Annotated in this window: 24 protein-coding genes; 11 read left to right on the forward strand and 13 right to left on the reverse strand. The window is 38.0% G+C overall.

Going from position 1 to position 21,691, the window contains the following annotated elements:
• Nucleotides 1-2: 2 nt before the first annotated feature.
• The 4 genes from LDM93_RS10525 (at nucleotide 3) to LDM93_RS10540 (ending at nucleotide 3,741) form a co-directional block, all read left to right on the forward strand.
• Entirely contained in the window at nucleotides 3-230 is a 228-nt protein-coding gene (locus LDM93_RS10525) for a hypothetical protein (protein WP_223892361.1), read from the forward strand.
• Between the two features lie 10 nt (nucleotides 231-240).
• Nucleotides 241-1,122: an ADP-polyphosphate phosphotransferase gene (locus LDM93_RS10530; protein ID WP_223892362.1), complete on the forward strand. Its 882-nt coding sequence runs from the start codon at nucleotides 241-243 to the stop codon at nucleotides 1,120-1,122.
• An 824-nt stretch (nucleotides 1,123-1,946) separates the two neighbouring features.
• Nucleotides 1,947-2,600, forward strand: coding sequence for a response regulator transcription factor (locus LDM93_RS10535; RefSeq protein ID WP_223892363.1), 654 nt, complete (start codon nucleotides 1,947-1,949; stop codon nucleotides 2,598-2,600).
• On the forward strand, nucleotides 2,593-3,741 hold the full coding sequence (locus tag LDM93_RS10540; RefSeq protein WP_223892364.1) for a HAMP domain-containing sensor histidine kinase: 1,149 nt from the start codon (nucleotides 2,593-2,595) through the stop codon (nucleotides 3,739-3,741). The genes LDM93_RS10535 and LDM93_RS10540 overlap by 8 nt, the downstream gene beginning before the upstream one ends.
• Nucleotides 3,742-3,843: 102 nt before the next feature.
• Here the strand turns inward: LDM93_RS10540 and LDM93_RS10545 are convergent, their stop codons facing one another.
• The 8 genes from LDM93_RS10545 to LDM93_RS10580 form a co-directional block, all read right to left on the reverse strand.
• Entirely contained in the window at nucleotides 3,844-4,194 is a 351-nt protein-coding gene (locus tag LDM93_RS10545; RefSeq protein WP_223892365.1) for a DUF3147 family protein, read from the reverse strand.
• A gap of 4 nt (nucleotides 4,195-4,198) precedes the next feature.
• The gene (locus tag LDM93_RS10550) at nucleotides 4,199-7,249 is read right to left on the reverse strand and encodes an efflux RND transporter permease subunit (protein ID WP_223892366.1); all 3,051 of its coding nucleotides are present in this window, start codon (nucleotides 7,247-7,249) and stop codon (nucleotides 4,199-4,201) included.
• A 6-nt stretch (nucleotides 7,250-7,255) separates the two neighbouring features.
• The gene (locus tag LDM93_RS10555) at nucleotides 7,256-8,395 is read right to left on the reverse strand and encodes an efflux RND transporter periplasmic adaptor subunit (protein WP_223892367.1); all 1,140 of its coding nucleotides are present in this window, start codon (nucleotides 8,393-8,395) and stop codon (nucleotides 7,256-7,258) included.
• Nucleotides 8,388-9,563, reverse strand: a complete 1,176-nt coding sequence (locus tag LDM93_RS10560) for a TolC family protein (protein WP_223892368.1) — start codon at nucleotides 9,561-9,563, stop codon at nucleotides 8,388-8,390. The genes LDM93_RS10555 and LDM93_RS10560 overlap by 8 nt, the downstream gene beginning before the upstream one ends.
• Before the next feature lie 63 nt (nucleotides 9,564-9,626).
• A complete protein-coding gene (locus LDM93_RS10565; protein WP_223892369.1) occupies nucleotides 9,627-9,941 on the reverse strand; it encodes a hypothetical protein in 315 nt (104 codons plus the stop codon).
• 157 nt (nucleotides 9,942-10,098) lie between these two features.
• Nucleotides 10,099-10,638, reverse strand: coding sequence for a c-type cytochrome (locus LDM93_RS10570; RefSeq protein WP_223899225.1), 540 nt, complete (start codon nucleotides 10,636-10,638; stop codon nucleotides 10,099-10,101).
• A gap of 65 nt (nucleotides 10,639-10,703) precedes the next feature.
• Complete coding sequence (locus tag LDM93_RS10575; protein ID WP_223892370.1) at nucleotides 10,704-11,093, reverse strand: DUF302 domain-containing protein; 390 nt, start codon at nucleotides 11,091-11,093, stop codon at nucleotides 10,704-10,706.
• 76 nt (nucleotides 11,094-11,169) lie between these two features.
• The gene (locus tag LDM93_RS10580; RefSeq protein ID WP_223892514.1) at nucleotides 11,170-12,297 is read right to left on the reverse strand and encodes an SO_0444 family Cu/Zn efflux transporter; all 1,128 of its coding nucleotides are present in this window, start codon (nucleotides 12,295-12,297) and stop codon (nucleotides 11,170-11,172) included.
• A 108-nt stretch (nucleotides 12,298-12,405) separates the two neighbouring features.
• Here LDM93_RS10580 and LDM93_RS10585 point away from each other — a divergent pair, with 108 nt between their 5' ends.
• The 3 genes from LDM93_RS10585 to LDM93_RS10595 all read left to right on the forward strand — a co-directional run bounded on the left by LDM93_RS10585 (nucleotide 12,406) and on the right by LDM93_RS10595 (nucleotide 14,940).
• Nucleotides 12,406-12,714 (forward strand): helix-turn-helix transcriptional regulator, encoded by a 309-nt coding sequence (locus tag LDM93_RS10585; protein ID WP_223892371.1) that lies wholly within the window; start codon nucleotides 12,406-12,408, stop codon nucleotides 12,712-12,714.
• 404 nt (nucleotides 12,715-13,118) lie between these two features.
• Nucleotides 13,119-13,589 (forward strand): hypothetical protein, encoded by a 471-nt coding sequence (locus LDM93_RS10590; protein ID WP_223892372.1) that lies wholly within the window; start codon nucleotides 13,119-13,121, stop codon nucleotides 13,587-13,589.
• Nucleotides 13,590-13,611: 22 nt separating this feature from the next.
• The gene (locus LDM93_RS10595) at nucleotides 13,612-14,940 is read left to right on the forward strand and encodes an APC family permease (protein WP_223892373.1); all 1,329 of its coding nucleotides are present in this window, start codon (nucleotides 13,612-13,614) and stop codon (nucleotides 14,938-14,940) included.
• On the opposite strand, the gene LDM93_RS10600 is transcribed toward LDM93_RS10595, so the two are convergent.
• From LDM93_RS10600 to LDM93_RS10610, 3 genes are all read right to left on the reverse strand, one after another.
• The gene (locus LDM93_RS10600; RefSeq protein WP_223892374.1) at nucleotides 14,937-15,674 is read right to left on the reverse strand and encodes a YHS domain-containing protein; all 738 of its coding nucleotides are present in this window, start codon (nucleotides 15,672-15,674) and stop codon (nucleotides 14,937-14,939) included. The two genes, LDM93_RS10595 and LDM93_RS10600, sit on opposite strands and share 4 nt — an antisense overlap.
• 3 nt (nucleotides 15,675-15,677) lie before the next feature.
• Nucleotides 15,678-16,193: a hypothetical protein gene (locus tag LDM93_RS10605; RefSeq protein WP_223892375.1), complete on the reverse strand. Its 516-nt coding sequence runs from the start codon at nucleotides 16,191-16,193 to the stop codon at nucleotides 15,678-15,680.
• A 219-nt stretch (nucleotides 16,194-16,412) separates the two neighbouring features.
• The gene (locus tag LDM93_RS10610) at nucleotides 16,413-16,853 is read right to left on the reverse strand and encodes a hypothetical protein (RefSeq protein WP_223892376.1); all 441 of its coding nucleotides are present in this window, start codon (nucleotides 16,851-16,853) and stop codon (nucleotides 16,413-16,415) included.
• 133 nt (nucleotides 16,854-16,986) lie between these two features.
• Here LDM93_RS10610 and LDM93_RS10615 point away from each other — a divergent pair, with 133 nt between their 5' ends.
• Nucleotides 16,987-18,117: a porin gene (locus LDM93_RS10615; protein ID WP_223892377.1), complete on the forward strand. Its 1,131-nt coding sequence runs from the start codon at nucleotides 16,987-16,989 to the stop codon at nucleotides 18,115-18,117.
• Between the two features lie 9 nt (nucleotides 18,118-18,126).
• On the forward strand, nucleotides 18,127-18,411 hold the full coding sequence (locus tag LDM93_RS10620) for a hypothetical protein (protein WP_223892378.1): 285 nt from the start codon (nucleotides 18,127-18,129) through the stop codon (nucleotides 18,409-18,411).
• 190 nt (nucleotides 18,412-18,601) lie between these two features.
• On the opposite strand, the gene LDM93_RS10625 is transcribed toward LDM93_RS10620, so the two are convergent.
• The gene (locus LDM93_RS10625; RefSeq protein WP_223892379.1) at nucleotides 18,602-19,222 is read right to left on the reverse strand and encodes a hypothetical protein; all 621 of its coding nucleotides are present in this window, start codon (nucleotides 19,220-19,222) and stop codon (nucleotides 18,602-18,604) included.
• Between the two features lie 513 nt (nucleotides 19,223-19,735).
• Between LDM93_RS10625 and LDM93_RS10630 the strand changes: the two genes are divergently transcribed.
• Nucleotides 19,736-20,131 carry a hypothetical protein gene (locus LDM93_RS10630; protein WP_223892380.1) on the forward strand — a complete coding sequence of 132 codons (396 nt, stop codon included), beginning with the start codon at nucleotides 19,736-19,738 and terminating at the stop codon, nucleotides 20,129-20,131.
• A 44-nt stretch (nucleotides 20,132-20,175) separates the two neighbouring features.
• Here the strand turns inward: LDM93_RS10630 and LDM93_RS10635 are convergent, their stop codons facing one another.
• Nucleotides 20,176-20,439, reverse strand: coding sequence for a helix-turn-helix domain-containing protein (locus LDM93_RS10635; RefSeq protein ID WP_223892381.1), 264 nt, complete (start codon nucleotides 20,437-20,439; stop codon nucleotides 20,176-20,178).
• Nucleotides 20,440-20,525: 86 nt separating this feature from the next.
• Between LDM93_RS10635 and LDM93_RS10640 the strand changes: the two genes are divergently transcribed.
• Nucleotides 20,526-21,668 carry a hypothetical protein gene (locus LDM93_RS10640; protein ID WP_223892382.1) on the forward strand — a complete coding sequence of 381 codons (1,143 nt, stop codon included), beginning with the start codon at nucleotides 20,526-20,528 and terminating at the stop codon, nucleotides 21,666-21,668.
• Nucleotides 21,669-21,691 lie beyond the last annotated feature (23 nt).

The raw sequence follows: 21,691 nt of genomic DNA on the forward strand, positions 1-21,691 counted from the left end.
AGATGGATACTATCGTAAAAGATGTGGTTTGCGGCATGGACACTTCAACGGATTCGGAATTTCACACAGCACTTTCCTCAATCATCTATTACTTTTTTTCACAAAATTGTCAACATCATTTTAATGAAAATCCTCAAGAGTATATTAAAGTGAAAAATGGGAGTACTGAAAAGCAGCAAGAGAAAACAAATGAAAATACAGTCTCTAAACACGTGACTGAGATGGGCTGAAAGGATGAAGATGAAAATCAAATCAAAAGATTTCCAAGTAAAAGAAGGCAAAAGGGTCAATCTTAAGAAGTGGCCGACAATCGTAAAGCCTGCGTACAAGTCGAAGAAGAAGTACAAAAAACACCTCAAAGAACAGGTAGAAGAGTTAAGTGAACTGCAACATCTTCATTACGCATCCGACCACTGTGCGTTGTTGCTGATTTTTCAGGCAATGGACGCAGCCGGTAAGGACGGTGCCATACGGCACGTTATGTCTGGCGTCAATCCTCAAGGGTGCCAGGTCTTCAGCTTTAAACATCCGAGTGCCACAGAATTGGAGCACGATTTTTTGTGGCGAACCACTCGTAATCTACCCGAACGTGGCCATATCGGCATCTTTAATCGATCCTATTATGAGGAAGTATTGATCGTTCGTGTGCATCCAGAGATTTTACGCAGCCAAGGGTTTCCGGATGGGATGTTCGACGAGGAAACGATCTGGCAGAATCGATACCGATCCATCGTGGATTTTGAGAACCATCTCTACCGTAACGGCACGCGGATTATCAAGTTTTTTCTTCATCTTTCAGAGGAAGAACAGCGAAAGCGTTTTATCGATCGTATCGACGAGCCTGAAAAAAACTGGAAATTCAATTTAGCCGACATTGAAGAGCGGAAATTCTGGCAACAGTATATGCAGGCCTATGAGTCGTGCCTTAGCGCAACGAGTACAAAAAATTCGCCCTGGTATGTGGTGCCCGCTGACGACAAAAAAAATGCCCGTCTCATTATCTCGAGAATTATTCTTGATACGTTCAAGTCCCTCCAAATGCACTACCCCGAAACTGATGCAAAAAGATTGAAGGAGTTGTTGTCGATACGCCAACGGCTGATGCAGAAAGATCAAAGTTGATACTGGGTGCGATACATTCGGTCACCCTTCACGTTGATGAAAGCTGCAATACGAATTGCAAAGCATTATAGTCTTAATGTACCTAAAATAACCAACTTATTTGATGAGGAAGTTTTTACCCGGCTTAAAAAGCTTATTAAACTGCTTGAAGATTGCTTAGTTACTATAATAAGAAACCATGATCTAAGCGTTCGTTTTCTTCATAAAGTCAGTTTTTGTATAGTTGTGATTATTAGAGAATATAAGAGTAATTTTAGGCAACGCACTCTTGAAACTTTGCTCAGGAGTACATCAGGAGATTCAATCAAATTCAGAGTTAGTTAGTTTGTTCAATTATAGTATTATTCTTTACTTAAAAAGAACTAATTACTACCACACTTACCTTGGGATTTCATGTTTCCCATATCTTTTGTGTGCCCATTTACACTAGTGAGAAGTTTGTTGGCATGTTCCAATCTAGAGTACCTGATTCACATACACAAATGCTGAACCCAAACCTACTACGAGAATACTCGCTAAAATTAACTTTTTCATAATGTATCCTTTGTAATAAATTTTTAAGGTGAGCAATCACCCTAATTACAAGTGAATTATAATAGGATAATATGCATATAATGTTCAGATAATTTGCACACTATATGCACACTTTGAGATTATGATGTATCATCATGCAAAGGAGACATAATAAATCCCTCAGCATAAGATGTTGTTTGCGGCAATGAGCTTTTCGTCTGTTTCTTGTTGCAGTAAACTCTTTACGACGTAGAAATTTAAAATTATAAGGACAATAGCGTACAATACAATACAAGACGAGGAAGCAAAAAATGAAAATACTACTTATGGAAGATGACCCTGTATTGGGAGACATCTTGGCAGATTATCTGCAAGAATTTTACACAACACATAGGGTGTTTGATTCAAAAGAGGCACAAGAAATGATAGATCAAGCACACTATGATCTTTTCATCTTTGATATTAACGTTCCTGGAATAAGTGGAGTAGAATTACTTGAAGAATTACGTAGCTTCAATGATACAACACCTGCCATCATTATCACTGCATATGGTGACACCAAGCATCTAAAAGCTAGTTTTGATGCAGGTGCACATGATTATATACGTAAGCCTTTTGAGCTGGAAGAATTAAAGTTACGGATAGAAAAAAGTAGAGTATTGTTTCATATAGAGCAAGACACTCCTGTAAAATTAAGCGAATCATTGACCTATTACCCTTCAAGGAAAATGGTTAGCGACGGAAGTAAAGAACAAGGATTACGCCCCAAAGAGATGGAGATACTGGAGTATCTTATTGCTCACCCGAAAAGACTCATCAGTCAAGATGAATTGGTACAGAATATTTGGGAATTTGACCAATTGCCAAGTGATGCCACCTTGCGTTCCTATATTAGAAAACTACGAGAAATTATAGGCAGTGAAAAAATAGTTACACAAAGAGGGATGGGATATCGCTATGAATGACTTGGAAAAACGCTCATTCCACTCTTTTTTGGGACTCTATATCGTATCCTCTTTTTTGTTTATCTCTTTTATTGGGTACTGGTATTATGCGGCACAAAAAAATGCATTACAAAACGAAACGTATTATAAGTTGCAACATATAGCTGACATGAAAGCAGGTGACATTATTATGGCACATATGAAAGAGACCAAACTTAAAGAATCAATTGTACCCGATGAGATAAAATTGGCACTTATAGATACAAAAGGGAAGGTAGTAGATGGAAAGCTTATAGAGCCTTTTACATTGAATAGCCCAGGATATTTTGAGGTAAAAGGCTATAATGTTTTTGTATCTGATGCTCCTAAAGAACATTTAGGTATAGCCTATGTTGTTGCGCAGTCAAACTCTTTGTTGATGGAGTTAAAAACACTACAGAATACCGTATTAAAAGTGATCATAGGTTCTTCAATACTCATGGCTATAATTGCATGGATTCTCTCAAAACTCTTTATGAAACCCATTAGTCAAAAAGTAGAACAGATAGAACGTTTTATTAACGACGTAACCCATGAACTAAACACTCCTATAACTGCACTTACTATGGCGACAAGTCAAGCACTAAAACAGGAAAGCTACACACAAAAGACTTTAAAAAATATTTCCATCAGCACCAAACAACTTTATGATATTTATCGTTCATTAACATATTTGAATTTTTCAAGTTCAAAAGAAGAAGGTAGTGTCATAAATATTGCTGAATCCGCTCAAAAAAGTATTGTTTATTATCAGCCTTTGTGTGAAAGTAAACGTATCACCATGGATACAGAACTGGAGAAATATATTTTTACCATACCGGAGGCACAACTACAGCTTCTTTTTGGCAATCTCATAGGAAATGCTATAAAATATTCACCTAGGGGTTCAACTATAACTTTATGGCTCAAAGAAGGTGTTTTCAGCATTAAGGATGAGGGGATAGGCATAGAGCATGAAAAACAAAAAGAGATATTTAAACGATTTAAGCGTGCAACTAAGTACTCAGGTGGATTTGGTGTAGGGCTTAGCATTGTTAAAAGTATTTGCGATGAATATGGGATTAAAATTGAATTAGACTCTGTACCCAATAAGGGAACAGAATTTAGGCTTCAATTTCCTTAAGCATATATGTGATTTTATACTTCTTGAAAGCTTATAGTTTTAAAACCTTATAAAATATGTTAGATTATAAGGTTTTGATTTTAATTATGTAGAAATTTGTATTTATAATTTAATACCAAATTTATCAAGAATAAAAATGACACTATAGTAAGCAAAAATAGTCATCAAGATTGAGATACCCATACTAAGATAAAAGCTGAGACCTTTTTTTATTAAGATTGGAAAAACTATAAATAATGTTATTGATGGGGCAATTAGCCAAACAATTCTATTTGAAAAGTCTACCGCATTACTACTACTATTTGTATCTACATACATCCATGTCATAGCTAATATTGATACTAAAGGGATAGCAGCTAATAGTGCACCTACTAAACTGCTTCTTTTGGCTATTTCAGAGATTAATACAATTAAAAATGTTGTAATAATTAATTTTGTTATATAGTAAGCCAATTTGTTACTCCTTGTTAAAAAATAGAATATATAATGAAGGTAAGACCAGCAAGGTCAAGATTGTTGAAGAGATAATTCCTCCTGTGACTACCACTGAGAGCGGATACTGTATTTCCGAGCCTACACCTGTAGCAAAAAGGAGCGGGAGAATACCAAAGAGCGTGGTGAAGGCTGTCATGAGTACAGGTCTTAGCCTTAGTAAGGTAGCACTTTTTACCATATCTATCATTTTCACTTCTGGGAACTTTTTACGTAATTCATCTATGAATGACACAAGTACTATCCCGTTGAGTATTGCTATAGCAAAGATGGCAATAAACCCTACAATGGCAGAGACACTCAAATATTCGCCTGAGATGAGTAGTCCAACAATACCTCCCATAAGCCCTAATGGCACGCCCAGTAAAATTAGAAACGCTTTTTTAAGAGAGTTGAATGCCGTATAGAGCAACAATAGAATAAGTAAAATCGTGATAGGTATAATCATTGCAAGCGTTTGTGTAGCTTCTTGCATATTCTTGAAATCGCCTGCCCACTTAATGTAATAGCCATCAGGCAGGACAACTTGTTTACTTATCTTTATGCTTGCCTCTTCAACAAACGTAGCAATGTCACGATCTTCAACTTCCAGTGAAAGAACCATATATCGACTCAAGTCCTCACGCTTAATAAAGGCAGGCCCCTGTGCTACACTGATGTCACACACTTCCTCCAGGGAAACTATTTTTCCGGTACCTGAACGAAGGATCAGTTTTTTTATTGTTTCTATATCTTGTTTGGCATTTTTTAATTTTGCCACGATACCAAAGCGTTTCACTCCTTCTATCTTTTGAGTAACAGTTTCTTCCCCAATTCCATAACGAATGACTTGCATTACATCTTCCACATTGAGGCCATATCGCGAAAGTGCTAGGTAGTTTGGCTTGATATTGATCTGTGCTTGTCCTAATTGTGTTTCAACCTCGGCATGATCAAGCCCTTCTATGCCCTGCAGGACTTTAGATATTTGCGCAGCAACATCAGACATAACCTTTTGGTCTTCTCCGTAGATTTTGACTGCAAGTTCTGCGCTTACGCCCTCAAGTAGCTCTTCTATACGCATAGCAATAGGTTGAGTAGAGATAAATTGTAAATAGTTAAACTCTTCTTTGAGTTTTTTTGTCATCTCTTTGTCAAGAGCTGGAATATCTTCAAACTCTGGATCAAGGGTCAAGAGAACCTCCATGTAGTTAGCTTGTGCCGTTTCACCTTTTTCACTTCTTCCGATCATGCTTAGTACAGAGAGTACTTCTTCAGGATAGGTTTTAAGTATAAAGTTTTCGATAGCTTGTGCATTTTCTACATTTTGAGTAAGTGAGGTTCCAGGGATAGCGATAACCCTGTACATAATGGTCTCTTCATTGAGCTCCGGCATAAACTCCCGTCCTTGCTGACTGAGTAGTCCTGCTAAGACAAAGAATATAAAGAAAGTAATGGCCACCAGCTTTTTTGCATGGCGCAAAGAAAACTCCAGCATAGGTGTATAGAATGCCTTAATGGCTGCCATAAGAGGACTGTTCGAGTGCTTCCCTTGTTTGAGCATCATATATGAGAGTACCGGAACCAGTAGAAGAGCCACCGCAAGCGAGCCAAGCATCACAAAGACAATGTCCAATGCCATAGGGGTATAAAGTTTTCCTGCAAGTCCTTCAAGGCTCAACAGCGGAATAAAGACAGCTGCAATAATAAGGAGGGCAAAAAGTACTGGCTTTGCCACATCTGCAGTAGCTTCTGCGATCACTTCTGCACGTGAGGCTTTGGGGTTATCATGCAATAACCTGAAACTGTTTTCGACAACCACAATGGTTCCATCAACTATCATCCCTATAGCTATAGCTAGTCCGCTAAGGCTCATAAGGTTTGCAGATATGCCATATTCTTTCATCATTAAAAATGCTATAAGCAAAGAGATAGGTAAAGAGATGATGACGATAAATGCAGAACGTAGTTCGAACAAAAAGAGGAATAACACGATCGCAACAAGCACTGAGCCTGTTAGAAGTGCGGAAGTCATTGTGCTGACTGCCTTATGCGTTATTTCTGTTCTATCGTAAATCACTTGGAGCTTTACACCTTTGGGGAGTGCTGATTCAACCAGTAGTATTTTGTCCTTGATAAGCTCAACAACCTTGGCTGCATTGGTACCTGAACGCTGAAGCACCATTCCAAAGACCCTTTCTTTCCCATCAACACTTACTGCTCCAAAACGGGGAGCCTTTCCTTCTTGTACTGTAGCAACATCTTTTATCGTCACCACTTTTGCATCTTTTGTGCGTATGACAGTATTTCGAATATCATCCATTTTTTCATAGAGTCCTGCACCACGTATAAGGTACTGCTCTCTATTGAACTCTAGGTATTGTCCACCTACGGATTGATTACTCTTTTCTAGCGCTTCTATCACTTCATTATAGGTGACATCAACAGCTTGAAGACGCTTAGGGTCCACAAGAACTTCATATTGTTTCTCAAAGCCTCCCCAAGAGATGACCTCTTCTACACCATCCACAGATTTGAGTAAAGGAGTGACTGTATATTCATGCAGTTGACGGAGTTGGCTAGGTGTATATTTATTGGCCTTATCTTCAAGGGCATACCATAATACCTGCCCTAAGCCTGTTGTATTCGGACCCATGGTCGGAACACCCCATCCTTGAGGTATATCTACCGTATTGAGTCTTTCAGTAACGAGTTGACGCAATAGGTAAGTATCATAGCCGTCTTCAAAGAAAATAGAAACATACGAAAGTCCAAAAATTGAGTTCGAGAGTATCATCTTAACCCCAGGCAAACCTGACATGGCTGCCTCTATAGGGTAGGTGATGAGTTTCTCTATGTCTTCCGCAGAGTTACCAGCACTTTCTGTATAGATGACCACCTGCTTAGGAGTAATGTCTGGAAATGCGTCTATAGGTATATTTTGATACGCCTTATAACCAAATCCTGAGATGACTATAAACAGCGCGAGCATGAGAAGTTTATACTGTATAAGTATTTCAAAAAAACGTTTCACCATAGACTCCTAGTGACCGTCTTCGCCAAGCGAAGACTTCAACATCATAGATTTCACAAAATAAACACCTTCGCTTACATACTCTTCCTCTGCACTAATGCCTTCAATAGCCACATATTCACCAGCATACGCGATGATATTGACCACTTTTGCTATGTATGGAGCTTCTTCATCCTCGTCGTCGTGCTCATCGTGCTCATTCGCTTCTTTTTCATGGTTAAGACCTGATTTTTCCTCATGGTGATCCGCTTCTTCGTGTTTCGCCTCTACAAATACTACCCATTCCCCTTGAAAAAGTGTCAAAGCTGATTTTTTAACCATGACAGCATCATGAAAAGGTGCAAGTGATATATCCATCTCCGCGAAGGATCCAAAGAGGAGGTTTGAAGGACTTTTCTCTATTTGAAAAAGTACTTTTGCGCGTTGCGTCTCCTCATCAATGTTTGGCAATAATTGTAAAAAATATGAAGGATATGTTTTGTTTGCAACTTTTAACCATCCTTTGGTCTCTTTTGATATCTGCATCGCATCATCAACAGCCAGGTATGCAACAGCATAATAATCGCTTTGATTCACCAATGTCATCAAAGGTGTTTGTGCATCTACATTACTGTGCAGTGGAGCTAAAATTTCCCCAACAACACCATCTGCATGTGCATAAAGTATAAGCTGATCAGTTGCACTTTTAAGCTCTTCCGGTTCAATGCCTAAAGACTTCAGTTGTGAAGATAAAGTGTTTTGCTTAGAACGTATCTCTTCTAGGGCTATGATAACGCTACTTAAATCATTTTGTGAAGCAAGACCTTTTTTATAAAGCTTCATAGTGTTATTTTTCTGTGCTTCTGCAGCTTTGGATTGCTCCAATAATGCAAGATGCTCGGCAGTCATTCTAGAGAGTTCTATAGACTCTATAAGTATTGTTTTGTCGCCTTCTTTTACCTGTTGTCCAGGTGTGACAAAATAAGCTTCTAGATGCCCAGACAACCTGGAAACAATCTCTTGTTTTTGGCCAGAGAGTTGTGTGATCTGTGCATTGGTCTGGATAACTTTTCCTAAAGGTTTTAGTGAAGCATGTTCAATTTTGATTTCATTTGCCAAGCTCTGCATCGAAAAGAGTAGCGGCAGTAGTAATAATATGTATTTAGTCATTGTATTGTCCTTGTATAAAACGTAATTCTATTTTTTTATTGTTGATCATTGCTTGTGTTTGCAGTAGTGACTTTTGCGTCTGTATGAGTTTGTTTTTTGCATTCATCATCACAAAGATAGACCCTTGAGCTATCTTGTAGCCTTCCAAAAGTAATGTACTAAGTGCCTCCTGCTCTGTCTTAAGTGTTTTAAGTGAGCGATACTGCTGTGAAAGTTCTTTTATGGAATCTTTGAGCATTTGTTTTTTCAAACTAAGATCTATTTTAAGTTGTGCACTGTCAAGTTCTAGTTGTTTCATTTTTAATCTTGCCAGGGCTTTTTCTTCTTCTTTCTTGTGCTGTACGGTTAAGGGGATAGAGATACCAAGTCTTATGATAGACTGGTCAGGCTCCTGCTCTATACCTGTGTTTAACACATAGCTATTAAAGCTGCTTTCGTTCATGCGCATTTGACTTGCTAACATCTTTTCTTTTGCAGCAAGAATTTTCTCTTGAGGGCTGACTTTTGATGCGCTTTTTGCTTGAGACGAGACAGAATAGACAAACTTTTTATCCAAAGACACCTTATCACTAAAACCAGCGATAGCTAAGAGCTCATAGTGCAGTGAGTTCATCTGCTGTTTTGTTGTGTATATCTGTGTTTTTAGCGCCAAGGTATCTGTTTTTGCCTGCAGGTATGCTGCTTTGTTTTCCGAGCCATTCTTGTATCGTTCTTCTACAATGCCAGTCACTTCGCTTGAAAGTGCATACTCTTGCTTGAGTAATGAAAGCAGTTTGCTTTGATAGACATATTCTGTATAAAGTCCTTCAAGTGCTTTCATGTATCCAGCTTTCCCTTCAAGCACATAGGCTTGCTGGAGGAGATTAGAAGCATTGGCTTTATCTTGGAGCCCCCCTAAATAATTCCCAGTTCTGATAGTCTGAGATGCGCTTATCGTATAGCCATATTCAGAATCGGTAAAATCAGGGTTGTATCTTGCTGCCTCTAGGCCCAATGTTGGGTTTTGTGTTCTTAAAAGTATGTTATTTTCTTGCCTGTTTGCCTCAAGTGAGAGTTGTTGACTTTTGAGTACTTTTGAGTTTTCTTCTATATGTTTTTTAAGCTTTGCGTAGCTCATCCCAAAGAGAGAGAGCGACAAAGTTAAAAAAATCATGATGATTTTTTTCATTGTTTATTCCTGTAAAATAATATTTTTATATGTTTTGGATAGAACTATGGTGTAATGGTGAAGTTAAGCAATGGGTGGCTTGATAAAAGCTTCTTTGGATGGTGGTGAATAGAATGTACTTTTTTGTGTAGGTTGTTCACTATATGCAAAAGCATCAAAATTTATATCGGATACGTCAATAATAGCTGCAAAATGAAAGAGGTGGTGCATAGTACACAAATCATCAGAATCGGTGATAACATTTGTTTCATGCACATAATCATAAAGTGTATTATTGTGGCACTCGGTACAGTCATCTGCTATAGCAATAACAGCGGCATGAGCAATATTAAAAGATAATGAAAGTAACAGTAAAAGTTTTATCATTTTTCTTTTCAATGTGTTAGCCTTGTTGTGTTTAGATTACTATATCTTAAAAATCTTTAATTCCGTTAGAAAACCTTATAGGGTATATTCCTCCATAAGGTTTTCTTTGGTGAGCGATTGTGTCATTATACTTTTTTATTATTACGACATCGCACCGCAGGTAGTGTCTCTAGTATGAAGAGTTCTTTCCCATTCCACATTTTCCAGCAGCACACCTCATGCTGTTTTGGTCCTGCATCATTCCTTTGCCTTCCATGCCCATGCCACCTTTCCATGGCATACATTTGTTATCGTCCCATTTTTCATCGAAGTTTTTATAGAGCCACACCGCTACCGCTACGCGTTCTTCCATGCTCATTGAAGCACCTATCGGTGGCATCAGTCCAAATCTTCTGATGGCCATTGGCATACAGACTGCTTTATCTCGACTCGGGTTTTTGATATAGTCCATGACAAATGCAGTAAACGCAGCTTCGTCATTGCCTACAGCGTATTTTACTTTTGCGCTTACCATGGCCATTGGTGGTGCTTTCATGCTCCTCATCATTTCCTGCATGGTCTCCATGCGTTCAACTTTATCCATATTCATTGGAGCTTCTAGCATATGGCATTTGGCACATTTGGCATTGTAAACATTCTCGCCGGTGACGTTGGCACTCAGACTCACTGCTGCAAAAAGCAGACCTACGATAATTTTATTCATTTTCATGTTAATCCTTTTTTTTGGTTTAAAACTACTACAATGGGCAATTGCACAAAGAGTGAGTAAAGTATTTAGGCAAGAGACAGATCATGCATCAATGTCTTGATTTTCTCGAAAATTTCATTCATGTATGCCCTGAATGCATCATCGACATTGACAGACTGCAGTATATCTTCGATCCCTATGGTGGTGAGAACTGTCAAGCCGTCTTCCCTATAGATAGAGAGACGACAAGGAAGATAGACTGAGATTTCAGGGATAGTAGAGAGTGCCTGCTGTGCTCCTCCCGGGTTACAGAGTTCATAGACAACGATATCGCGTTCAATGGGAAACCCTTTGTTTTCCAGGATTTTTTTGAACTCATAGGAACCCAATACCCCAAAACCGACCTCTTTTGCCTTGGCTTCTAGTTTTGACTTGATGTCTATAATGTCACGATGTGTTTTTAGTTTGTAAATCATTTTTTTCCTTTTGTTTTTATTTTCATTGCTGTTTTGTTAAAACTTGCAAACTTTGTGTAAACCATTTCTGTATATCTTATGATGCGCAACCTCCATCTGAACAAGATGCCAAACTCCTTTTGCCAAAGTAAGGCTTGATTAGAAAATAACCTACAAATCCCCACAATACCAATGAACTAAGTATGGCTATTGCCCCGGCATCCTCCTCAATATGCACAAGTGATTTTGGATCAATAGAGTTGCTGTCAAAAACGTAGTCCAGTCCTAGTCCAAAAAGCATACTTCCTATAATAATGCTGCCAAGGTAAATATAAAGAGATCGAGCCCCGAGCATCTTTTTGACTACACTGATTGTCACTGTGTTGGTTGCAGGTCCCGCACTAAGGAATACAAAAGCGGCTCCTGCACTGACGCCAGACAACATCAATGCAGCAGCGATAGGCAGAGAAGCTGTTGCACAAATATACATCGGTACGGCAATAGCGATAGCGACAAGATAAGAGAGCCAAGCATGATCCATTAGCATTTCACTAAGGTTCTCAGGGATGGCTACCGCGATGGCTGCACCAATAATGAGACCCCAGAAGAGAGGTTTGGCAATGTCACCGAGCAGAGTGACAAAAGCATAGCGCAGTGCCGAACTGGTTGAAAATTTTTTCTTCTCTTCTGTGTCACAACAGGATGTGCCAGAACTACAGGGGACTTCTTTCTCTTTTTCGGAAAAGCCGGAGGCCATAGAAAAACCTGTTGTTGGTGCTGCATTAAAAACTGGCTTGGGTTTCTCTTGCTCATCTTTGTCAAAAATGTTGGTGAGTATTCCTGCTGCCATAGCAATGATCATTGATGTGATGACCCGATAGAGCGTAAAGATCCACCCGAAGACTCCATAGGTTGCAAGAATAGAATCCACTCCTGTAATTGGTGTTGAGATAAGAAAAGAGAGCGTTGAGCCTTTGCTTGCGCCACTCTTTTTAATGCTGGTTGCCAAAGGTATTACTCCACAAGAACAGACAGGCAAGGGCACACCAAAGATTGTCGCTTTGACAACCGATGAAATATTTTCTTTACCTAGGTGCTTTGTAACTAACGTATTGGGGACTAATTCGTGCAGTATGCCCGCAAATATAAGCCCAAATAGAATATAGGGAGCCATAGCATTGCTGAGTTCAAATAGTGCTATGAAAAAAGGGGTGACGTATTCCATCATGGCCTCCTGATAGCTATATGATTATTGCAAAAGTTATGTTATAATCATATAACAAATATGTTATATAACTGCATTGTTATATAAGTTTACTTAGAAAGAAGTTAAATGAAAACATTAGTTCAAATAGCAAAAATATTCAGTGACGCCAACCGGCTCGATATTTTCGCTCTTATTATTCGTAATGGAGACCTGTGTGTCTGCGAAATATGTGATACACTAAACCTTTCTCAACCACTAGTATCTCGTCATCTAAAGAATATGCGAGAGGCGGGGATACTCGAGAGCAAGCAGGAAGGCCGGTGGATGGTGTATTCATTGACACCCCAACCAAATACATTTTTGCTTTGCTGGATCGAAGAGGTTAGAAAACATATGGACTCCTTACCCAAACTAATTGGCTGCTCAAAACGCTAAGCATCTTATTTGTGAACAAATGAAAATGAATACATTTTGATAAAATTTACTCCCTTTACTTCATCTTATTTTTGGCTAGTAAAAAATGTGAGTCTGAAAACCTATTTGGCCACGCTGTATTGAGGCCCAAATATGGCTTATCTGTAGATGCCTGCAAAGAAGCAAAAAAAGATATTTGGAGTGTGACTTAATGCCAAATACGAATTGCTTTAGATAACATTCAAAACCTTATAGCATATATAACATTATGAGGTTTTCTTACCCCTTATATTCTATGTTAGATTATAAGGTTTTAGAATTATAGATATGATTTTTATCATAAACCAGAGAAGAATACTTTTATTGCACACTCTTTGCACATTAACATTTTATACTTTGAGATCAATTAATATAAAGGATTATCGATGAAAAATATTAACGTTACACTGATAGCACTCTTGATCATAGGATTTACAAGTTTCTCATATGGTGAAATGGGAAAATGCAGTGGTATGCAGAATTCAAATATGAAAAACAAGTCTGGAATGATGCAGAACCAAAAAGGTATGATGGGTAATCAAGGCATGATGCAAAACTCTAATTCTCAGCAACAGGTCGACAAAGTCAAAGAGTGTGTTAATGCTGCTACTACGCTTCAAGAAATTAAAAATTGTAAAATCGGAATGATGCAAACTAATCAAGGAATGATGGGTAACAAAGGTATGATGGATGGTCAAGGTATGATGTGCAACAAAAGTATGCATTGTTGTTGCTGTTGTTGTCGAGGTATGATGCAAGGTAATCAAGGAATGATGGGCAACAAAGGTATGATGGGTGGTCAAGGAATGATGGGCAAGAAAGGTATGAAACAGGGTCAAGGTATGATGAACAATTAAGTTCAATAATTAAAGAGAGAGTATGATGAAAGATCATTCCCAACACGATAGATCAACAAAATATAAAGAAGGCAGTATGACGCTTGTTGGTGCTATATCAATGGGTACAGGTGTGATGATTGGTGCCGGAATCCTGGCACTGACAGGGCAAATTGCTGAGCTTGCAGGTTCACTGTTTCCTCTTGTATTTCTTGTGGCTGCTGTAGTCACTGCATTCAGTGCTTATTCCTATGTAAAAATGTCTAATGCATATCCCTCTGCCGGAGGTATCGCGATGTTCCTGGAAAAGGCTTATGGAAAAGGAGTGATGACAGCAGTAGGTGCACTTTTAATGTACTTTTCCATGGTTATCAACGAAAGTCTTGTCGCACGTACTTTTGGTACATATACTGTTCAGCTATTCGATGTTGATCATGGTAGTTGGATCGTGCCTGCATTGGGTATAGGAGTACTACTTTTTGCCTTTTTGCTTAACATTTCGGGGAATCGCATGATTGGCCTGTTTTCTTTACTTATGGCTCTTATAAAAATTGGCGGTATCATTATATTTTCACTCGGTGGATTATGGGTTGCCGGTTTTTCATTTGAAAACACTTCTGTAAATATGGCAGATACATCTGCTACAGGCTTCATTGCCGCAATGGCCTTGGCTATCTTGGCGTATAAGGGTTTTACCACTATTACCAATAGCGGTTCAGAAATTGTGAACCCACATAAGAATGTTGGACGTGCCATTATCATTTCCATTGTGATATGCGTAGTGATTTATTTTTTAGTCGCTATAGCTGTGGCAGCAAATCTAACTTTGCCGGAAATCATCAATGCAAAAGATTATGCACTAGCACAGGCAGCACGACCTGCATTTGGTAATTATGGTTTATGGTTTACTGTAGCAATAGCAATTATAGCAACCGTATCAGGAGTGATTGCAAGTGTGTATGCAGTTTCACGTATGCTTGCTATGTTGACTGAAATGAAGCTTGTACCACATAGCCATTTTGGTATGCCCGGAGACATCCAAAAGCATACATTGGTATATACCATTGTCATTGCTATTTGTTTGACGATATTTTTTGACTTGAGTCGGATTGCATCACTGGGGGCTATTTTTTATATTATTATGGATATTGCTGTTCACTGGGGTGTTTTCAAGCATCTTCGTAAAGAGATTCATGCTAACGCATTTATTCTAATATCTGCGATCATATTTGATGTTATAGTGCTTGGTGCCTTTCTTATAGTGAAAGCATCAACAGACATAATGATAATTTATGCTGCATTGATAGGGTTTTTGTTTATATTTATAGGCGAGAGCATTTTTTTAAGAAAGTATAGAACTGAAGAAGTCTAAAGGCTTTTATTATAACTCTCACAAAAACAGGAGGGGTGCTTGTAGTGTTCTGTACTGTACATGTGGGACAATTTGTCCATCAAATCATCAGGGTCGGTACTATAGATGAGTCTTGCACCAGTATCTTTGTCAAACTGGTTTACGATTTTGGGGATTTCTTCAACAATCCCCCCGCTTCCCTTCAGAATCCCAATCAGTTTACCTTCGTCATAAGCGATGGCAAACTCCCCAAGTGTCCCGGAGCTACCTCCTGCGATGATGACCATGTCACTGGAGCGGATGTTGGTCACCTCTCGTCCCATGAGTCCGCTACCCGTATAGATGATGGCATCGTAGGTATCCGAGGGGGATTGGTATTTGTGTACATGCTCATCCAGACTGAGTGCCGGGGAGATACCAATGGATAGCCCGCCCAAACTCCGGGCACCTTTGGCGCATTCGTAAGGGAGTCCCGGGCACGCCCCTGTAATCAGTATGAAACCCCGCTTTGCAATTGCCTGACCAAGAGAAAAGACCAATTTTTCCACTTTTGGGTCCTGTTTATGGCTTGATGAACCCATGACACCCACTGTCAGACGCATATCGGGAGCTTTATTTACGTACACCGTCGGCTGCGCAAGAAACTTATCCTTGCATTTATCTGAACAGAAATAGTAAAGCCTCCCTTCGTACTCAGCTGTTGCGGTGGCTCTACGCGGATCCAGTTCCATCATGCATACGGGGTCACGAACCATAAATCACCTCTCATACCCAATTTTTCCATCATACAGAGCTTTCTCCAAAGTGACTAAAAAACCGAATGCCGGATGTTTGAATTGGCCATGACGAAGAATATCCCAATGCTCCTTTAAGTACTCCTGCAAGAACCGGACAACATGCTTCAGTAAAATGATCTTATACCCTTTTGTTTTTTTTTCGGGCATTATCGAACCGAAGGCCATCAGACGTATCCGATGCCCTGCCTGTGTAGTTGTCTCACCTGTTCGCAGCAAACTTCTTACCACCTGATCCACATCTGAAGCAGGACAACAGCCAAATCGAGTCAACATTGTTCGAAGCACGATAGGATCTTTAGCATTTTGGTTGATCTCCGCACGGCCTTCTTTTACCTCTGCAACGATCATCTCCGTATGATCGGTTGAACATGCCAGTTTCTGATCTGTCGCAAATATTGTTTCCAGGCCTCTCTTGCCCGGGATCAATCTCCCGGCTCCAGGGAAGCGCAATGCAAGAACATCAAGATCGGTAACCATCCGATAGCCCCCTTCCTCGACAGCCTCGATGACCGGATATTCGGTCACTGTAAAATATCCGTTGATGTAGAGATAGGCCTCCACTATGGCAACTGCATTATCCATTCTTCCCTCCCTCTACCCATTGATAGAGCATCAACAAGTGTCTTGCTGTTATCTTTATATTTGTTGATCTACGGTGTTGTGTGTGATCTTCCATCGGTAACCTCTCTAAATTTGCTAATCTTTTGGACGCTTAAATATAAAGTGTGCGACTGATTTAGCTTTTCCCCCCGCTCTCTGGATTTCAATACTGATAGTATAATGTGCAGCTTGATGCATAGTAAAATAATTACCATAACTTAATAATACATCATGCATTGGCTCAAGATCTTTAGTAGTTCCTTTCATGCCTAATAATGCTACAGTAGTCTTGAGCTTGGCATTAGTGATACGCTTTCCTGATTTGGTGTCAAATATCGCAATTACTATATGATAGCTATGCTCTTCATCTGTAGCCCCTCCGTGCATAATGCCATACTTCTGTGTGAGTTGCGCAGGAATAACACCAAGATAAATACTCATATCATCAATTATTTGATGGCGCTGTGCATGATCAGCCAAAACTAAATTTGTACCAAACATTAAAAATAAGAAAATAAATAATTTTTTATATAACATTATCCATCCTTTCACTAAAGTTATATCTAGTCTACTACCAAAGTGTGTATTTGGTGTGCATTACGTATATAAATTACACGTAGACTGCACATGAAATATTTATAATGAAATATGAAGCAGTAAGGAGTATTGTATGAAAAAGTTAATGGCTAGTATTGCACTAACTTCGATGATGACATCAACACTTTTAGTAGCAGAAATACAGAATGTTGATATAAAACAGTTACGTGAAGATGTAGACGCCTTGAAAGCAAGAGATAAACAAATTGAATATCATTCAATGTCTGCTTTTCAATTGGCAGGCTACGCTTCTCTTGACTATATAAATGAAGAGAATGAAGATGGATCCTTCTCTGAGCTTAAGTTCTCCCCTTTATTACTTTACACATATGGTGATATCTTTCTGTTTGAAGCTGAAGTAGAATTTGAGATCAATGATGAAGGTGAAACTGAAACTAACCTTGAATATGCTGCAGGTACATTCTTTATCAATGATTATATGGGGTTACAAGTAGGGAAGTTTTTGTCACCTATAGGACAGTTTGTACAAAACTTACATCCTTCCTGGATCAATAAACTTCCAAGTGCCCCAGTCGGCTTTGGTCATGATGGGGCAGCACCTTCTTCCAATATTGGTATTGCACTTCGGGGAGGTTTGCCGAAAATGGGAGACATACGAAGTAACTATACTATTTTTGTGGCAAATGCACCGAGCTTTGGTGTAGCAGATGATGGTGACGTGATAATTGATACCGAGGCTAAAACAGACGTTAGTGATGCAACTATGACAATTGGTGGACGTTATGCTATTAATCCTTTGGGAAATATGGAAATTGGCGTTTCTTTGGCAACTGGAGAAGTTGAAGAGGAATTACCCTCAGAAGAAACTGTTGTACGTGATTACGATGTATTTGGAACAGATATAATGTATAACATTAATGCTCTCAATTTAAAAGCTGAGTATATCCAACAAAAAATTGGTGAAAATACTTTGAGTACATTAGAGGGTGGCACATGGAGAGCATGGTATGCTCAGGCAGCCTATCAATTTTCATCGGTGAACCTTGAACCCGTAGTTCGTTACAGTGATTATCATAATCCTGAGACCGACCGCAACCAATGGGCACTTGGATTGAACTATCTTTTTGCTAATAATCTGATCGCCAAAGTTGCATATGAGTTCAATGAGGATGAAGATGATACAGCAATTGATTCACATGCGAATAACGATCGTTTCCTTGTACAGTTTGCAATTGGTTTTTAGGAGAAAAAGATGAAAAATATATTAAAAATAACAACAATTACTACGCTATTGCTTGCGGCAATGGGAACAACTTCTGTAGCAAATGAAAATACTGATAATACTGAAAATGGTGCACAACTTTGGGCTGATACTTGTATGCGTTGTCATAATTTACGAACCATATCGGATCGTAGTAAAAGTAATTGGTCAATTTCTATGAGCCATATGCGTGTTCGTGCTGGACTTACAGGGCAAGAGACAAAAGACATTTTGGCTTTTATTTTGGCGTCTAAAGTAGCAGAGGATACAAAGTAAATCACTCAACTCTTTAGTTTAGTGTCAGTTTCAGGTGAAAGAGTATGTCCATTTTTCACCGTTTGATAATTGTCTTGAGAATTAGGTGTTGTATACAAAAATACATTCAAGGATATTTATTTTTTAAAACGTTATTATCTAAAAGCTAGCCAAGGGAGGATTGGTCTCCTTTGGTTTGTTAGACATCTAGTTACTCTGTTTCATCTTTACTTGCCAAAGAAGAGGCAATTAGCCCTAATTTGTTGTCGATAGACTCTAGATTTCTGTTTACTTTTAAAAAAATGGTGTTGTTTCTGCCTTTTAGAGCATCCGATAAATCATGGGCTGCACTATTCTTAGTATTCATGTATTTCATGTAACGTAAATCAAGTATAGATACATCCTCACCATTTTTTTTATTCCTGAGTGGAGTTCGGTATGTATATTTAGCCCTAATGGAGAAGTTGTTATTTATTTGTGAGATAAGTCCTTTATATTGACCGGCTTGAAATCTCAATTCTTTTCCAGGTGCTAGTACAGGGATTTTTGAATTCATGAATTTTGAAGAATCAACAGGTTCAGGCGAATCAAGCCCCCAACAGTTAATTGGTATTGGATTCGAAAACTCAATGTCCCTAGCTGCACCTGAGCCATGATTACATATTACCAAATCAATTACAGTTTGAACATCAGGACTGGGTTCATAATAGATTACAATGCTAGGTTTGGACTGTCTATAAATTGCGAGATAAGCAGTACCTACAGCAAGAAATGTTGCAATAGGGCTGACTATGTAAAATGCAATTTGAAAAGTTGCCGCATCATCGATCATTTTTTGCTACCTTATTCCTGAATTTGTCTAACGATCTAATCGCCGAACAATTTGTCCTGTTATTACTATATTTCCATATTAAGAGTATAGCAAAAATGTTCTATCTGTAAGGTCTTATAAAATATATGACTTTATGAGGTTTATCTTTTGCTTCACTATGGAAGCTCTTCATCTATTAATTTATTACATCCCAATCACACCAAAACTCCCCTAGGCTACAACAAATGATCCAATAGGTAGATATGTTCTTTTTTGTACTTCATAATACCTAGCTCCATGTTTCCCGGTATCTATTGTATTGAAGACTTTTTAATAACAGAAGTGCGACTCTGTCAACAATTTACCAAATTATGACAGGCTAGAATTTAGGACTTGAAATAATCTTCAATTTTTAACAAGAAATTATGACAAAAGGCAGTTGAAACCTTTTAAGATGCTCGTGTTTTGTGTAAAATAAACTATGTCTAATCAAAATTTATGATTATGACATAGTCCAAGGAAAGGAATATTGCTATGCCAGACAAAAATATATTAGAACAAATATTGAGTAATACTGAAGAGGTTAAAGAGGTAGTTGTTACGAGGGAAAATGAAAGGCAACAGCGCATTGATGTTAAAAAAGAGAAGCGAAAAGAGCAGCTCAAAGAAGCACAAAAAAACTTTAAACAAATCAAAGCAAATGTGAAGCCTGAGTTGTATGATAAGATTAAAAACAGATGTGCAGATGGGAATATATCGGGATATCTGCTAAAGCTTATTGAAAACGATTTAAGCAATACTCCATCATTATTTGAACCTTATACAGAGGATTGCAAGGAAAATCGTCAAGAGATAGAGAGCTTAAGAACCGAAATTAAAAAATTAAACAATATGAATTTTATTCAAAAGCTTCGTTGGCTATTTTTATGAAGGATGACTCGTTAAAGCATTTACTGTACTTTGATGAGCTTGATCTATTTTTCTGGTGACTCCACTAGAAGATTACAGATATCAATGTCTAAAACAAAAGCGATTTTCGCAAGGTGTTCTATATTGAAATGCTGACCTTTGTAAAAGATTTCAGCTCTAGAAACTATAGTAACAGATTTGTGTCCAATCAACTGAGACAACTGTAATTGAGATAAGCCTTTTTTTTCTCTTTCTTTTTTTACATTCAGTCCTATATCCCTATATAAACTGTCAACAAAATTCTCTGGTAGTGATTCTACATCTCGCATGTTTCACCTTGTTATAAGAAGTTATTGAAGCTTAATGTTATATAGGTTATTATTCAACTTGCTATAACACATTAAGGGTGCAGGATATGCGAATAAAAACTAAAAATAGAAGCAAAACAAGCCATTTATCTACAGAAGAAATAGAAAATCTAAAATCAGAGTATTATGCGGGAGAAAATGTTAATGGACTTGTGAAAAAATATAACATAGATATATCAGCAAACAATCTGTGCTCTACTTTTCCATTTGTATATTCCCTGAAGAAAATTTGCAAATATTGCAACTCTTTTATGTATTTGGTACCACCTCCAAAAAATGCTCAAAAAAGAGAAGAATATTTTTGCACTACATGCCAGCATACTGAAAGTATTTTTGGCTGTGAATGTATACAGTGCATGAAGCTAAAACATGAGTTAAAACAGCAATCTGAGACAACAAGACTCCTACAAAGAAAAAAGAAAAAAGATAGTACATTGAAAATACGTGAATATCCTAACTCACCATCTTTAGATATGCTATCAATAAAAGAAAAAGCCTATCTAGGAGCACTGTTGAGGGCGGGATTAGATAAGAAATATTTACTGATTGGAATGGATTATGGTATCCCCCAAGAACTTGCTCCAACACATGAGTATAGAGAATTGATTGTTGCAGAGCTATTGGAAAGAAAAATAATCAGTTCCTATATTTCAAGTAATCAAATTTCTAGTGATATTATTGGGAAAATACTTTACGATATATGTATTAGTGATGTAAATAGAAATAAAGAAGACTTAATCACGTATTTAATGTATCCTGACAAAATATCTTTAAATGAGTATGGTAATACGATTATTTTATTGAGGGAAGTTCAGCTAAATGAGACAATTGAATATATGAAACTTACACTTCAGCAATTTGAATTGCCTACGTTTGAATCGGAGCGACGATATGAGCTATTATTTATGCAAATACTCAATAGTTATTCACAGGCACAATTGTTTAATTTTATTTACAGTGCAATTAGAAATCAAGCAGCATATAGTAAAACTAGTAAGCAGAGGTATATACCTATTTCAAACTATATATACAAAAAAATTTCAGACCGATATGAACAGGCACGAACAAATAATTGGAAGATTACTAACTTTAGACGTGCTTGGGAAGGAAAGCAGACTGAGTTATCCAAGCTCGTCAGTAATAGGCTGCTTGATATAGGAGAATCTTCTTTCTATCAAGTGATTACATAGCGTTTAAGATATTGGTAAATTGA

This window comes from Sulfurovum sp. TSL6 (assembly GCF_019972115.1).
Taxonomy (GTDB): Bacteria; Campylobacterota; Campylobacteria; order Campylobacterales; family Sulfurovaceae; genus Sulfurovum.

What these genes read in the sequence shown, in the direction of transcription:
- LDM93_RS10530 (WP_223892362.1), top strand. Translation starts at nt 241, where the DNA reads ATGAAAATCAAATCAAAAGATTTCCAAGTAAAAGAAGGCAAAAGGGTC.
- LDM93_RS10550 (WP_223892366.1), bottom strand. Translation starts at nt 7,249, where the DNA reads ATGGTGAAACGTTTTTTTGAAATACTTATACAGTATAAACTTCTCATG.
- LDM93_RS10540 (WP_223892364.1), top strand. Translation starts at nt 2,593, where the DNA reads ATGAATGACTTGGAAAAACGCTCATTCCACTCTTTTTTGGGACTCTAT.
- LDM93_RS10590 (WP_223892372.1), top strand. Translation starts at nt 13,119, where the DNA reads ATGAAAAATATTAACGTTACACTGATAGCACTCTTGATCATAGGATTT.
- LDM93_RS10610 (WP_223892376.1), bottom strand. Translation starts at nt 16,853, where the DNA reads ATGTTATATAAAAAATTATTTATTTTCTTATTTTTAATGTTTGGTACA.
- LDM93_RS10555 (WP_223892367.1), bottom strand. Translation starts at nt 8,395, where the DNA reads ATGACTAAATACATATTATTACTACTGCCGCTACTCTTTTCGATGCAG.
- LDM93_RS10635 (WP_223892381.1), bottom strand. Translation starts at nt 20,439, where the DNA reads ATGCGAGATGTAGAATCACTACCAGAGAATTTTGTTGACAGTTTATAT.
- LDM93_RS10620 (WP_223892378.1), top strand. Translation starts at nt 18,127, where the DNA reads ATGAAAAATATATTAAAAATAACAACAATTACTACGCTATTGCTTGCG.
- LDM93_RS10560 (WP_223892368.1), bottom strand. Translation starts at nt 9,563, where the DNA reads ATGAAAAAAATCATCATGATTTTTTTAACTTTGTCGCTCTCTCTCTTT.
- LDM93_RS10585 (WP_223892371.1), top strand. Translation starts at nt 12,406, where the DNA reads ATGAAAACATTAGTTCAAATAGCAAAAATATTCAGTGACGCCAACCGG.
- LDM93_RS10595 (WP_223892373.1), top strand. Translation starts at nt 13,612, where the DNA reads ATGATGAAAGATCATTCCCAACACGATAGATCAACAAAATATAAAGAA.
- LDM93_RS10535 (WP_223892363.1), top strand. Translation starts at nt 1,947, where the DNA reads ATGAAAATACTACTTATGGAAGATGACCCTGTATTGGGAGACATCTTG.
- LDM93_RS10625 (WP_223892379.1), bottom strand. Translation starts at nt 19,222, where the DNA reads ATGATCGATGATGCGGCAACTTTTCAAATTGCATTTTACATAGTCAGC.
- LDM93_RS10580 (WP_223892514.1), bottom strand. Translation starts at nt 12,297, where the DNA reads ATGGAATACGTCACCCCTTTTTTCATAGCACTATTTGAACTCAGCAAT.
- LDM93_RS10630 (WP_223892380.1), top strand. Translation starts at nt 19,736, where the DNA reads ATGCCAGACAAAAATATATTAGAACAAATATTGAGTAATACTGAAGAG.
- LDM93_RS10570 (WP_223899225.1), bottom strand. Translation starts at nt 10,638, where the DNA reads ATGAAAATGAATAAAATTATCGTAGGTCTGCTTTTTGCAGCAGTGAGT.
- LDM93_RS10575 (WP_223892370.1), bottom strand. Translation starts at nt 11,093, where the DNA reads ATGATTTACAAACTAAAAACACATCGTGACATTATAGACATCAAGTCA.
- LDM93_RS10600 (WP_223892374.1), bottom strand. Translation starts at nt 15,674, where the DNA reads ATGGTTCGTGACCCCGTATGCATGATGGAACTGGATCCGCGTAGAGCC.
- LDM93_RS10615 (WP_223892377.1), top strand. Translation starts at nt 16,987, where the DNA reads ATGAAAAAGTTAATGGCTAGTATTGCACTAACTTCGATGATGACATCA.
- LDM93_RS10605 (WP_223892375.1), bottom strand. Translation starts at nt 16,193, where the DNA reads ATGGTTACCGATCTTGATGTTCTTGCATTGCGCTTCCCTGGAGCCGGG.
- LDM93_RS10525 (WP_223892361.1), top strand. Translation starts at nt 3, where the DNA reads ATGGATACTATCGTAAAAGATGTGGTTTGCGGCATGGACACTTCAACG.
- LDM93_RS10640 (WP_223892382.1), top strand. Translation starts at nt 20,526, where the DNA reads ATGCGAATAAAAACTAAAAATAGAAGCAAAACAAGCCATTTATCTACA.